The sequence below is a fragment of the Streptomyces sp. NBC_00988 genome (assembly GCF_045162645.1).
In the GTDB taxonomy this organism is placed as follows: domain Bacteria; phylum Actinomycetota; class Actinomycetes; order Streptomycetales; family Streptomycetaceae; genus Streptomyces.
Genome location: NZ_CP108730.1, coordinates 82,517 through 95,649, shown reverse-complemented (window position 1 = coordinate 95,649; position 13,133 = coordinate 82,517). Strand labels below are relative to the sequence as shown.

The 13,133-nt window shown below is 70.5% G+C and carries 11 protein-coding genes; 7 read left to right on the top strand and 4 right to left on the bottom strand.

The features are described 5' to 3' along the window. Nucleotides 1–764 precede the first annotated feature (764 nt). Both OG496_RS00465 and OG496_RS00460 read left to right on the top strand, forming a co-directional pair. Nucleotides 765–1,127: a hypothetical protein gene (locus tag OG496_RS00465; RefSeq protein WP_405969035.1), complete on the top strand. Its 363-nt coding sequence runs from the start codon at nucleotides 765–767 to the stop codon at nucleotides 1,125–1,127. Between the two features lie 137 nt (nucleotides 1,128–1,264). Then, nucleotides 1,265–1,471: a helix-turn-helix domain-containing protein gene (locus OG496_RS00460; protein WP_405969034.1), complete on the top strand. Its 207-nt coding sequence runs from the start codon at nucleotides 1,265–1,267 to the stop codon at nucleotides 1,469–1,471. Nucleotides 1,472–1,676: 205 nt separating this feature from the next. Here the strand turns inward: OG496_RS00460 and OG496_RS00455 are convergent, their stop codons facing one another. Further along, nucleotides 1,677–2,453: a hypothetical protein gene (locus OG496_RS00455; RefSeq protein WP_405969033.1), complete on the bottom strand. Its 777-nt coding sequence runs from the start codon at nucleotides 2,451–2,453 to the stop codon at nucleotides 1,677–1,679. 186 nt (nucleotides 2,454–2,639) lie between these two features. Continuing rightward, nucleotides 2,640–5,102, bottom strand: coding sequence for a P-loop NTPase fold protein (locus OG496_RS00450; RefSeq protein ID WP_405969032.1), 2,463 nt, complete (start codon nucleotides 5,100–5,102; stop codon nucleotides 2,640–2,642). Nucleotides 5,103–5,765: 663 nt separating this feature from the next. On the opposite strand from OG496_RS00450, the gene OG496_RS00445 reads away from it, so the two are divergent. The 3 genes from OG496_RS00445 (at nucleotide 5,766) to OG496_RS00435 (ending at nucleotide 8,043) form a co-directional block, all read left to right on the top strand. Next, nucleotides 5,766–6,011, top strand: coding sequence for a hypothetical protein (locus OG496_RS00445; protein ID WP_405969031.1), 246 nt, complete (start codon nucleotides 5,766–5,768; stop codon nucleotides 6,009–6,011). 68 nt (nucleotides 6,012–6,079) lie between these two features. Next, nucleotides 6,080–6,640 (top strand): RNA polymerase sigma factor, encoded by a 561-nt coding sequence (locus OG496_RS00440; RefSeq protein ID WP_405969030.1) that lies wholly within the window; start codon nucleotides 6,080–6,082, stop codon nucleotides 6,638–6,640. Between the two features lie 554 nt (nucleotides 6,641–7,194). Further along, nucleotides 7,195–8,043, top strand: a complete 849-nt coding sequence (locus tag OG496_RS00435) for a winged-helix domain-containing protein (RefSeq protein ID WP_405976527.1) — start codon at nucleotides 7,195–7,197, stop codon at nucleotides 8,041–8,043. 278 nt (nucleotides 8,044–8,321) lie between these two features. On the opposite strand, the gene OG496_RS00430 is transcribed toward OG496_RS00435, so the two are convergent. Then, on the bottom strand, nucleotides 8,322–10,199 hold the full coding sequence (locus tag OG496_RS00430; protein WP_405969029.1) for a DNA/RNA helicase domain-containing protein: 1,878 nt from the start codon (nucleotides 10,197–10,199) through the stop codon (nucleotides 8,322–8,324). Nucleotides 10,200–10,292: 93 nt separating this feature from the next. Here OG496_RS00430 and OG496_RS00425 point away from each other — a divergent pair, with 93 nt between their 5' ends. Both OG496_RS00425 and OG496_RS00420 read left to right on the top strand, forming a co-directional pair. Continuing rightward, nucleotides 10,293–10,649 carry a nucleotide pyrophosphohydrolase gene (locus OG496_RS00425; protein WP_405969028.1) on the top strand — a complete coding sequence of 119 codons (357 nt, stop codon included), beginning with the start codon at nucleotides 10,293–10,295 and terminating at the stop codon, nucleotides 10,647–10,649. 8 nt (nucleotides 10,650–10,657) lie between these two features. After that, a complete protein-coding gene (locus OG496_RS00420) occupies nucleotides 10,658–11,650 on the top strand; it encodes a hypothetical protein (protein ID WP_405969027.1) in 993 nt (330 codons plus the stop codon). Between the two features lie 229 nt (nucleotides 11,651–11,879). Here OG496_RS00420 and OG496_RS00415 read toward each other — a convergent pair whose 3' ends face one another. Continuing rightward, entirely contained in the window at nucleotides 11,880–12,527 is a 648-nt protein-coding gene (locus OG496_RS00415; RefSeq protein ID WP_405969026.1) for a hypothetical protein, read from the bottom strand. Nucleotides 12,528–13,133 lie beyond the last annotated feature (606 nt).

The following is a 13,133-nucleotide window of genomic DNA, read 5'->3' as shown; positions in this document are numbered from 1 at the left end:
GGACCGATACCAGCGCCGTCAGGGCAGACAGAAGCACCTCCAGCGCGCCACGGGATTTACCACGCCCCCGGCGCGCACCGAAGGTGCGCTGAGTCGCTGACCTGCCACACCCCCCACAGTGAATGCCGCTGCCACGGGGCATCGGGTCCGTCCACGCTGCACCCCGGGGACATCCACCCAGATTCGCCACCACCCCCGCCCGCTTCACCTTCAACGCCGTTTCCGGGACCTGATTCGTGATCAGGAACGTACGAGCGGGCCGTTGGCGGCGACGAAGGTGGCAGCATGGAGGCGCGTTCGTTCAGCGTGGACCGGGGGGCGACAACGCGACGGTGATGGATTACATGCTGCTCGGAGGGGCGGGCGGGGCGCTGATCGAAGCAGTCGCTTTGTTCAGCCGCCTGGGCGAATGGCGCGCTGCGCGGCTGACGCCGACGGGTAACAGACGCAAGAACCCCCCGAGCTTCCTCAGCTTCATCGACCTGCCCCCCCATCGTGGCCATCGCTGTCACGCGGCTGGTGCTCGGCGGGGCCACTGCCACCGCGTTCGGGACCAGTGGGCAAGCCACAGGAGCCTTTGGCGCCTTGACGGTTGGGGCTGCGGCACCAGCCCTGCTTCAACAGCTGGGCCAGATCCGCCAGATCCGTGAGGCAGTCACTCAGCCCGCGACGGAGCAACCGCGTACGCAGCAGACGGCCGCAGGCAAACCGGCCAACACGATGGAATCGCTGGCCCCGGAGGCCGCAGAAGAGGGTGGGACCGTATGAGCAAGGGCAGCGATGACCTCACCTTTGGTCAGAAGGTCGTTGGCGGCCTCATCGGGGCCATCAACAACGCCCACGTCGAAGTCTTCAATTCCCACGCCGCCGGCGGCCCGACTGACTCTGCTGCGCAGGACTTGTTGGACAGTGTCAGGGAACTGCGTGGCGATTTGGGGCGGATGAGAGGAGGCCCCGAGATCGCTGCTCTTGGAGAGGTCCTTGCGAGCGTCGAAGACGAGATCATGAGGACCGGCCAAACCTCGGCAAGTCAGCGGGAGAGACTACGAGAGGCGCTGGTTGGCACCCAGTCGGTGACAAGCGTGTTTGCCTCTGCAGCGGCCGTGGCTGCAATGGTTGGGATGTGACGGTATACGCCCGCGAGGGCGCGAGCCCGGTCGCCCACCTCACCTCGTACGAGGTTCCCGCGTCCCCGCCCGTTCACCGTCACCGGCTGGAAGATCGACGCCACTGCTCTGCCCCGTTACAGCGCGGACGCCGGACGGTGAACGACACCGCCGGCCTGGTGCGGTCCTGGCGCCGGCAGCGAGGCATGTCCCAGACACGCCTGGCCGAACTCGCCGGGACCGGGCAGGCCGCGATCTCACGCATCGAATCCGGGCGGGACCTGCCCACCCTGGCACTCCTGGACCGCATTGCCTCGGCACTGGACTGCCGGCTGACGGTCACCTTCACGTCCGGCTCAGGGTGAGCGTGCGCTCGGTGAGCTCCCTCCGGGCCGTCGACGGCCTCAAGGCCCGGAAGCCGTACTGATGGCGAACGGCCGAGGCCGAGTGCAGGCCGGTCGACCGGTGAACGGGCCCGTACGTTTCGTGGACCGCCACGCTCCAGTGGACGGTGCGCTGTTGGGGTGGTGCAATCCCCTTTACGGAAGGCTGTGCGGGTCAAGGCCCTGTTCATTCCGCGGTCGCGAGCCCGTGATCCTCAAGGAACGAACGGGCGGCGCTGATGGAGGCGGCGAGGGTCGCGGCTGTGGCGCGGGCTTGTGCGAAGTGACCGCCCCATGCGGCCGCGTGATGAGGATCGACAGCCTCGGCGACGGCCAGGTCGGCGAAGTCGTCGCTGCGGCCGGAGAGTTCTTGCAACGCCTTCCAGGCTCTGTAGTGGTCGTCCGCCTCAAGTACATGCCAGGCGAGTTCCTCCAGGTTGTCCATGGGGCTGTCGAGAGCCGCCCGGGCTTTGGCGAGTACTTCGCTCGTCTGCCGCACCGTCTGTGCCGGCAGGAGGCCTCCGGTGTCGTAGGCGTCCGCTCGCTGGCGCGCACGGCGCAGGCTGGTGAGCCGGGCGCACCGCTGGGCCACATCCCACAGTGTGGCGTTGAGCGTGGCCAGCAGCGCAGGTTCGTCGAGGTGCCCGGCCTTCACGACCTCGGCCTTCTGCAGGGCTGCACGCAGAGATGTGGCTCGGCCGACCAGTGGCCAGGTCTCATGGTCCAGATCGTCGAAGATCACGTAGTGGTGGTGCAGCCGGGCGTAGATGCCCTGCCTGCCCAGGACGAAGCGGCGGTGCAACCAGTTCCCCACCCTTTTGCCCCGCCCGGCCGGCTCGGCATCCCACGGGAACGCGCCGGTCGAGAGGGAAAGGGGCGCGGTGAGCTCCCATACCAGGCCGGGGCCGAGCATCGGGTCCGCCGCTATCGGGATGCGCGCAGTGACCGTGTCGGTCCTCTTCATCTGCGCGTACGGCAAAGGGCGCGCGTCGTACCGGCCCAGGAGCTCTTCCACGGCAGAGCCGGCGGTCCTGCGGGCGCGGCGACCGTCCTGGCGGCGCCCGCGGGACCCCGGCTTACCGGGCGGTGTATCGCGGGTCATGGGTAACCTCCGGCGGCTATAGCGCGGGCAGCAGTGTGCGGGGGCGGGTCAGCCGGTGAGGTCACGCGTGTAGAACGAGAACCGTGCCAGCCGGGGGCACCACTGCTGGTAGACAGCGGTATCCATGAGCACCGGTGTTTCGGCGTCGGCCTGCTCGATCAGGTCGGCCACCTGGTGTGCCGCTGCGACGCCGGCGGGCGCACCGCGCAGAACCTCCGTGATCTTTGTGTTCGGCGGTGCCTGCACCACAGCGCGGAAGACGTCGGCGGCGTGCCGTGGACTGCCCACCAGCAGGGCCAGCAGGATCTGGACCACTTGGTGCTCTCCTGGCACTTGCTCGCTGCCCACGAAGGCCGGCAGGTGGCTGCCGGGCACCCCGATGCGTGCCAGCCGGTAGAGATTCACCAGCTTCTTGGCCGCACGCGGTGTGCGGGTCAGCGCACTCACACGGGCCATGAAGGCGATCTCCGCCGGCTGGAGTTGCAGCTGGACGGGGTTGCTCCCGCCCGCCCCGTCCTCCTCCGCTGCCGTCTGAACCGGTGCGGCGACATCACCGGGCGTGGCGGGCACAGCCGGCTCCGTCGCCGCGGCGGCCGTCCCGCCGGGTTCGATGCCCGGGCCGCCTGGACTGCCTGGGGCGTGCGGAACGTCAGGGGTTTCGAGCAGCGCGGTGATGAGGCGTGCGGTCTTCTCCGGCGTGGCGGGAGGGACGACGAACGGAATCTGGAAGATCTTGTCCAGGTAGTCGAGGGGTGTGGCCGTGTCCGGGGCGCCGGGCAGCGGCGGGGTGGGTGCCGTGTCGGTGAACAGTTCCCGGTAGTGGTGCTCAAGCGACCTGAGCAGCCAGCGGGGATCCACCGCCACCACCACGACGAACAGCGGCAGCGCGAGCATCAGGTGCACGGCGGCCAGGACTTCGACGACGCGTGGTGGGGAACACCGGTCGAGGTCGTCGATGTACAGGATGATCCGCTCCAGGGGCGGCGGCTGGTCCGAGGCGGAGCGGGCCCACTCGGCGTGGGCCTCGCGGAGTTTTTCGTCGAGCTGGGACAGGTCATCGTGCACCGTGCCCAGCAGTCCCCGGTATTGCCGGTAGGAGTCCGGCGCGCTGCGCTGGGTGAGGAACTGCGCCAGCCGGACGGCGGCATCGATCTCCGCGAGGCGGGCGCGGGCGATGGTGACCTCCTCGCGCACGGTGCGCGAGCGCTCCTCCAGGAAAGCGCGGACCCTTCCGGTGAAGGAGATGCCCTGCTCATGCCGGCGCCGCAGCACCATCCAGAGGGGCAGCGCCGGCGTGGCAACGCTCCCCAGGACACCGAGGAGAACACCCAGCCACGAAGCCAGCCAGGGGTGTGCGGCATACACGCCCCCCAGGAGCAGTACCCAGCCCGCGATGACCAGCCGGCCGTGCCGGACGTCCCCCAGCGCGAGGCGGCCCGCGGTGCACAGCAGCCGGACTCCCTCCAGCGGTGAGCCCGCAAAGGACAGGACACCTCTGGGCCGCGCCTGCGCGGTGCGCTCCAGCTCCGTGTCGAGCTGCTGCTGTTCGCTCTCCAGGCGCACCAGCTCCGCAGCGCACTGCTCGCGCTCCGCCACTGCCGTACCGGTGGCGGTCGCCTGTAGATCGGGTGCGGGAGCAAGCGCACGGAAGAGGTGATCGACCAGACCCGACCACACGTGCTCGTCGCTGTAGTGCCAGGCGTTGAAGTGGATTTGGCGGACGCTGGTGGTGAACGCACCAGGACTGTGGGGAGTGTGGGCGGAGAGCGCTGCGAGTTCCTCGATCCGCCGGCTCATCTGCTGGATGAAGCTCGACTTGCCGGCCCCCCATTCACCGAGCAGCGCGATGGCCAGCGGCAGTGCGGTGCTCCTGGCGGCGGCCAGCTTCGCCAGCATGTCCACGTCCGCCTCGTTGCCGAGGAGATCTTCAAAGCCGGCCGTGTCGCTGTGCAGTCCCGGCAGAAACGGGGAACCGGCGCTGGCAGGACCGTCGAGGGGGGAGGGCTCCAGCCCATAGTGCTGCTGCAGCAGATCCGCTTCGGCCTGGGTGAAAGCCTGGAAGCGCATGATGTTCCGCGTCTGCTTCCAGCCGAGGAGATCCCGGATCTCCTCGATGGGGATGTCGAAGTCGCGGGTGCCCGTGAGGGCGTACATGTACTCCCAGGTGCCGTCCGTGTCGGAGTCGGTGCCCCACAGCCGTGCCGCAAGCTCAGGACTGCGCCACGCCAGGGCGACCGTACCCCCCAGGTAGAGACGCTTGTCGCCGCTGAAGAACACCCAGGATCCGGGCGTCATTTTGCGGATCTCGGGGAGATTCGCCTCGTTCCTGCCGGGCATCACCCCCCACATCTGGGCGGATCCGCCGGGAAACAGACGCTGCAGCGCGCCGAGCGTCGCCGGCTCCAACAGCTCCGCATACCGGCCGAAGGCCACGGGGCGCACGATGGTGTCCTGATAATGCCGCTCGACCGTCCTGTCCGAGCGCCGGGCCGGCTGCGCGAGAATCCGCATGCGTCACTACTCTCCGAAATCCGTGGACACGTCCGCCCGTCCGCAGGCGAGACCGACAAGGCAGCGCCCCCCCGTCCGGCTTGATCTTTTGGGCCTGGGCGAAGACACCGGCCGGCGCCTGCCGCACGGCCTGAGCCCGATCCGGCCGGCCCGTGCCCGCCGGTGACAGTTCCGGGGCGAGCCCCTGGACGACCGCGGCCCGCTCACCCTCTGCTGCGGCAAACGCCACGGCGAGACTTCGCGGCATGTGGTGCTGCTCCCCGCCGCGTCCGCAGGCGGACTGCGCCGGCGCATCACAAAGACCTCGGACCCTCACGTCCCCATCTCTATCAGCCGCCACTGACAACCGCCCGGAGCACAGCCAACTCCCGCAGCCGGGCTGCCGGTTGCGGTGGCTGCAGACACGGCGGAAAGCAGCCATCGGCACAGGGCCGATCATCCGCCCCCCACAGGGCCGGCCGGGACGGCGCCGGTGGCGTGCCGGAGAACTTCCGTGACCGGGCTGGCCGGCCGGCTCCAGCGAACGCAACGCCCGGCGTGCGGTGGTACCCGTTTCGGCTGCTGCGCGGATAGAGGGGGTGGAAGCTGGTCGTGGGTTGAGGATCGGGGCGGTGGAGACGGGTGCTTCAGTCGGGAGGGCCGGGGGAGGTGGCGGCCGGGGTCGTGGCGCTGCTTGCTGCGGGGGTGCGCGCATGGATGCGGGTGCGGATGGCGCGCGAGCAGCGGCTGATGATGCAGCACGCGGCGGCCGCGGCCGCCGCCGGCCGGCGGGTGCGGGTGTCGCACCGCGGCTGGGGCGGCGCGTGGTCGCTGGAGTCCGCGCACGCCGCCGATACGGCCCCGCACCCCCCGCCCCCGCACGGCCCGGGAACCGGCTCCCGGGCGGGCACGATCGGGCGGCGCCGATGAGCGTGGCCGATCCCGGGCCAAGGACCGCACGGCACGACCCGCCACGCACCATCGTTCCCGCGCCGCCCGTGCAGACCAGGCCGCCGTCTGGGGTGGTCACGGAGGCGATGCTGCTGGCGGTGTACCACCAGGAGGCGGAACGGGTGCTGAACGTCCTGGCGAGACGGGTGGGCAGGGCTGCTGCGCCGGAGCTGCGCGACCAGGCGCTGATGGAGTTCTTCGCGTGGTGGCCGGCTCACCCGGAGCATCCCAACCCGACCGCGGCCTTATACATGATCACGCAGCGGCGGGCCGTCGACCACCTCGGCAAGCAAGGGCGGATCCTGCCGGTCCAGGACAGTGATCTCGACGAACTCGCCCGCGCACTCGCCTCCCAGGACCCCTACGCCGCCGCCGACCTGAGGATGGATCTGCGGCGCGCACTCACGCGGCTGTGCGAGCGGGAGCGACAGGCGCTGCAACTGCGCCATCTCGACGGCATGCCGGTGGCCGCGTGCGCGGCACTGCTGGGCACGGGCATCGACAACACCAAGAAGATCCTCAAGAGGGCGCTGCGGAAACTGCGCCAGGATCCGGGCATGGCCGCCTACCACGGCCGCCCGAGGGCATCGCAGGAGGTGCACGAGTGAACCGCCCCGAGGAGCCCAACGAGCGCCTCCCAGCACCGCCGCGCACAGAACCGGACGAGGCACGCCGGCACTTCACCACGCTGCTGAACCGGCTGAAGACCCTGGACCCGCAGCAGGCGCGGCGTCTGCGTGAGCAGGCGGAGCAGACGGTGCGGGGGCACGAGGCATACGCGCGCGGCCGCGCATGCCTCGAGCACGGCCGTCACGACGAGGCCGCGGCCTGGCTGCGGTTCGCGGCCCGCCACCACATCGCAGGCGCCCAGGACGCCCTGGACCGCCTGTGCCTGCCGCCGGCGCTGCCGGCTCCCACCGCCGCACCCGCGGACGGTGCCGGCCCCGCCACCGCGCAGGCCGGCCGGCCTGCTGCCACGATGACCCCGAACTCCTCCCCGATGCCCATGCCCCACCAGCCCCACAGCACGACGAGCGCGCGCCGCGAGCCTGCGACGCCGCAGGCCACCCTCCGCAAGGACACCGGAGCAAACACCGGCGCAGCCCGGCACCCAAACGCAGATACCCGCGCAGACACCACCCGCCAGAGCGGCCCGGAGCGCATCAGCCCACCTCCGCCCACCCCCGCCCTACCCCCGCCACACCAGGCCACCGGCGTACTGCTGCTCACCGACTCACACCAGCCGCTACCCCGGGCTCTCCCCGCTCTCGACCTGCTGCACCCCGTGCAGGTGATCCCTCATACAGGACAGGCACCCGGCGACCTCCCTGCGGCGTACGCGATCCTGATTGACGGCCGACGCAACCTCCCCCAGGTACGCAACCTGTGCCAGACGCTGTACTCCGCAGATCCCGACTGCCCCCTCGTCCTCGTCGTCACGGAAGGCGGCCTGGCAGCCGTCACCGCCGACTGGGGCATCGACGCCATGCTGCTGGATACCGCCGGCCCGGCCGAGGTCGAAGCACGCCTGCGCCTGGCCGCCGGCCACCACCAGCACACCACCCTCACGCGCTCTCCCACCGTGCCCCTTCACCATGGCGTGCTGTCGATGGACGCAGCAACGTACACGGCCCGTCGCCGTGGCCGCGCCCTCGACCTGACCATGAAGGAGTTCGAGCTGCTGAAGTACCTCGCCCAGCACCCGGGACGGGTCTTTGACCGAGCCCAGCTGCTGCGTGAGATCTGGGGCGAGGACTACGCGGGCGGCACGCGGACGCTCGATGTCCATGTACGGCGGCTGCGCGCCAAGCTCGGCGTCGAGGACGCAGGGCTTCTCGTCACCGTCCGCGGTGTCGGCTACCGCTTCGCCCCCACGCGGCATCGGCGGCAGCAGGAGCACGGACAGCGGCCGCAGGCGAAGCCGGTGCCGCCTGCGACGGCTGCAGCCGCTCCGGCCGAGGCGAGTGCACTCCTGGACTCCACCGCATGCCTGACCCGCGGGTCGGGGTGAGCGGCGCACCTGTTGCCGGTCCTGCCGGCTCACGCACAGCCGGTCGTGCCGCGGCGGTGAGGCGTCGTTGCTCGCGGGCCGGCCCGGGCGCCGGAGCGAGCAGCGGGAGCCGACCGGGTGTGCATGTCTTCTCCGGTCCCGGCAGCCCCCTGGGGCTGCCGGGACGTTCGAGGCCGGCCGGCCACCAGCGGCAGGCACGCCGGATCCGGCGCCCAGCGGCCTCCCCACCCGCCCCGCGCCGGCCGGGGCGAGGGAGTCCGCATGGTGGTGCCGCCCGCTCAGGGCCGGGTGTGGGGGAGGAGTTGTTGCAGGTGGTGTTGGGTGGCGGGGTCGGTGGAGTAGAGGCGGGTGCCGCGGGTTCCGCGGGTGGCCAGGACACGGTAGGTGTTGAGCGCGTAGGTCAGGTACTGCTGGGGGGCCAGACCCCGCAGGGCGTGGTCGCGGCTGTGTTCGGGTCGGGCCTGCCAGCCGTGCGGGGTCCAGGTGATGTCCTCGCCGAGAATGACGGCGCTGTAGTCGTATTCCATGCCTTGGGCGGTGTAGACGCAGCCGATCTGCTGGTGGCCGCCCTCGTCGGTGGCCCAGAACGCCCGGCCCGGGGTGCCGCTGCCGGCGAGCAGGGCATCGGCGCGTGCATTCCAGGGCCGCTGCCAGGTGTGGACTCCCGTCGCATCGCTCCACGGGATGGACACTTCGGGCCACAGAGGAGGGGTGGGGGGCGAGTCCCAGGGCCAGCAGAAGCCCGCAGTAATGCGGGCGCTGTGGCCCTGGCGGTGGTGGGAGCGGACCCAGTCCTCGAGCGCGGCGGGGCTGCCGGCGAGGGCGAGATCGTAGTCGCCGCCGCGCCAGGAAGGCGCCGCGGCGTCCGGGGCGAACAGCCCGTCGACGAAATCGAGATAGGCCCGCGAGCCGCTGCACCGGAACTGGGTGGTCAGATCGATGTGGGCGAAGCTGTAGCCGCGGTGGCGGGCGAGGCGGCGCAGTTCGTCCAGGGTGGTGCCTTCGCTGGGGCGGACGATCTGGCGTTCGTCGAGGAAGAGGACGAGCGCGGCGCAGCCGGCGATGAGGCGGGTGAACAGGTGGGGGAATTCACTGCGGCGCTGCAGCGGGTCGGTGCGGGCACGGTGTGCCTCGTCCAGCAGGACGATGCTGGTGTCCTTGTCCAGGCGGGCCGGCAGCGTGGTGGTCAGAGTGCTGATGAGACCCTGGGCACAGTCTCCGACGGCGCGCACGAGTTGCTGGGTGAGGGTCCCGGACGGCGAGAGCAGCCGCGGGTTGGCCCCGTCCTTGAGACAGAGGTCGCCCAGCACGCGGGCGGCGATGGCGGTCTTGCCGGTGCCGGGTCCGCCGGTGACCACCACCACGTGCCCGGGGGCGTTGCGTTCGACGGCGGCGACGGCGTGATGAATGGCCTGGCGGGCCTGGTCCTGCTCGGCGATGAGTTTGAAGCCGTCCCGGCCGCGGATGGTGTCGGCGATGCGGGCCAGCAGCCGGGCACCGGGGCGGTGCTGTGACGTCAGGAAGCGGGCGACATCCTCCGGGCCGGCGGGGTGCAGATCGGCGCACTGCAGGCGCTGGGCCAGCACCGCGGCGTCGGCGTCGGCGGGAAGGTCCTCCGCGCCCAGGATCGGATAGGCGGCGCTGGGCCCACTGGCCACCTGGGCGCGCAGCCGCTCGATGAGCGCGGCGGGAGCGTTGTGCAGGAAGGCCAGGCCGCGTACGTCCAGTTCGAGGTCGGCGGGGATCCAGTCGGCGAGGTAGGCGACGTAGCCGCCGACCTGACGGGCCGGATGCAAAACCTCGCGCCCGCCCACCATCAGCATCCCGGAAACCGCGGGATGCGGGCCGACAGCGGTCCACTGCTTGAGCTCGATCGCCACGGCCGTCAGCCGGCCCGCCCGCCGGCCCAGCACGAGCGCATCCACGCGCCTGCTGGAGCCGGGCAGTTCGTACTCCAGCAGCAGATGCAGATCCTGCAGCCCGGCTGCGGCCAGCACGTCGAGCAGGGCCGGCCAGCTCCGCTCCCAGCTGCCCACCTCACCCTCGCCGGGCGCCCGGCCGTACGCAGCCGTGTGCCGCTCCACACAGCGGGCGATGAAATCCGGCTCGCCCACCCGCCGCGCGGCCTGGCCGACGGTCCCCTCGAAGACATGCATAGATGATCTATAACAGGCCCGACTGACATACGCTGCAGGCTTGTTGAGACGCCCACCGGCCCGGTCGGCGCAGCCGGCTGAGAGGGATGGGGCGTGACGATTCAGGATCTGCAGCAGGCGCTCGCCGACTTCGCCGCCGAACGCGAGTGGGAACAGTTCCACACGCCGAAGAACCTCGCCATGGCACTGGCCGGGGAGAGCGGCGAGCTGGTGGAGATCTTCCAGTGGCTGACCCCCGAGCAGTCCGCCCAGGTGATGCAGGACACCGAACGTGCCGGGCAGGTCCGCGAGGAGATGGCGGACGTCCTGGCCTACCTGCTGCGCCTGGCGGACGTCCTGGACGTCGACCTCGAACAGGCCCTCGCCCAGAAGATCGAGACGAACCGCCGCAAGTACCCGGTGCACCTGGCACGGGGCAGGGCGGACAAGTACACGCAGTTGGGGGAGTGAACCACGCCATGCGCATCGTGATGCAGCCGGCCCGCCGGTCGGAGAAAGACGTCGAGCAGCACTACCAGGACACCATCGTCCATCCGGTCGTCTTCGACGACCACGCCGACCTCCTCGACGTCGCAACCGTCGACCATCTCAAGCAGCTCTTCCCCGACGGCCACGCCCCCATGTGGGGCGTGGTGCCGGGCAAGAGAGACGTCAACGTCTCCCGCATCAAAAGGATGCACCCCGGCGACTGGGTGTTCTTCAGCGGCGACAAGCGCCTCTACTTCGGCGGCACCATCGCGCTGATGTGGCGCAACAAGGAGCTGGCCACCCGCCTGTGGGGCACCGACCCCGCGGGCAGCACCTGGGAGTACATGTACGCCCTCTCCGGCACCCGCGGCTTCGACCTCGCGATCGAGGAAATCCGCCGGCTGCTGGGCTGGAACCCCAACCGCAACGTCATGGGCATCTCCGTCCTTAGCGAGGACGAGAGCGAGACCCTGCAGAGCCTGCTCACCCTCGATGCCGCCGTCGCGGCCACCGAGCCGGCCGATCCGCTGGACGAACAGGCCGCCGTGGCCGCCTTCGACGGAGAACTCGAGCGCACCGCCCGGCGCGCCCAGCGCGGCGAGCAGGCCGCACTCAAACGCGCTCTCACCCCCGCAGGCATCGGCCGGTGCGCACTGTGCGGGCGCAGCCTGCCCGCCGCCTTCCTGATCGCCGCCCACATCAAAAAGCGCGCGCAGTGCAGCGACGACGAGAAACGCGACCTGGCCAACATCGCCATGCTCGCCTGCACGTTCGGCTGCGACGCGGTCTACGAGCACGGCTACGTCACCGTTGCCCCTGGAGGGGCTCTCCAGGTCAGCCCACTGGCCGCCGGCATCCCCGAAGTCGCCGGGTACATCCGGGAGAGACTGGCCGGACGCACCGTCGGCTGGTGGACGCCCGCCCGGGAGCCCTACTACCAGTGGCACCGGATCCACACGTTCAAGGACACTCCTCCGACCTGACACGGGCACCGGGACAGAGCACGGAGGGTACGGCCGAGGCATCGGCGTCCACGCCGCAACGCCAGCCCGTCGTCCTTGTCCGCAGCCCGGCTGCCGCCTGCCGTGCTGGTGGACCAGTGTGTGTACGCATCCAAGAGCTGGCCTGGTGGCGTTCGGAGCACTTCCTGACCGGTCGGCTGGGGCAGGGCGGAGGGCTGCGACAGTGCTGCGTGATTGCTGCCCCGTGACGTCAGCGGCCGGTGTCTTGGGGCTGCTGTTCGGTCGGGGGCGCGGTGGTCGGCTCCGGCGCGCCGGGGGCGGTGTAGAAGACCGAGGCGCCCTGCTTGGTGCGCTGGGCCTGGCTCTTGGCCACGAGCCCCTCGAGGGTGACGCGTACGACCTTCGTCTTGATCGCGCGCTCGGGATGGGCCTGGCCGAGCGCGACGGAAATCTCCGCAGCGGAGCGCGGTTCGTGCTGCTCGGTGAGATGGCGGCGGATGAGTTCCACCAGAGTGGGCCGGGCTGTCTTCGCCGTGGCTGCAGCTTTGGCCGGGGGCTTGGTGACCGCGGGCTTGGCAGCCGTCGTGTCCTGCTCCGTCGTGGTCTTCTTCGCCCGCCGCCTGCCGCGGGATCCTGCGCCGGCTTTCGGCGAAGGAGAAGGGCCTGACGTACCTTCGGGCATACCTGCAGGCTCAGCCGGTGCTTGGGCCACGCCGAGCGCTTGACGCATGGTCACCAGCACGGTGTGGTCCTGCTGCAGGGCGGTCAGCTGCTCCTGCAGGGCGGCCATGTCCGCGCCGATACGTTCTTGCTCCTTGAGGTTGTGCTCGAGGTCACCGGTCACCTGGGCGATGTAGTGCGATGTCAGTTCGCTGGCGGGAGGTGTGCTGGCAGGCATGTGCTGACCTTTCGTCGGTATGAGCCGCGGCACGGGCCGGCGGTCGGTTTCAGGCCGCGGCACCGGTCTCTCCGGCCAGGGTCGGCAACGTCTCAGGTCACCGCACCTGGCGCAAAAGTGCTGTTGCGTAGAGATAGTACGGACAGACGGAACGGATTGTTCCTCCCCAGGGACGCTGAACGGGGAGAGAGCCGTACGGACAGGCGGCCTTCGCCGTGCCCTCGCGGAACGTGAGCCCGGTATCAGCCAGGCGGGGGAGCGCCGGTGCCACCTGCTTGCCGAGCCATGTGCGCTGGCCGGGCACGGGAAGTTCCCCGGCGCGGCGGATCGTGGAACGTGTGGTCTGCTGCCGGATCAGGTTTCCTGGTGCCCTGGCGGACCTGACTGGGCTGCCGTGGACGTCAGCAGGTGGGCTTGCTCGGGAAACGCGCTGAACCAGCTGCGCCTGACGGCGCGGGCCGGCACACCGTAGACATCGGCCATGACTGCCACGACGCGCTCCCGGGCGGTTGCCTCCAGCCAGGCCGATACGGGCCGGCCGGACTCTCACCGTTCATAAAACGGCGTACGCGTTCGCGTGCGTCGATCTCTGTGTCAGCCAAGTAA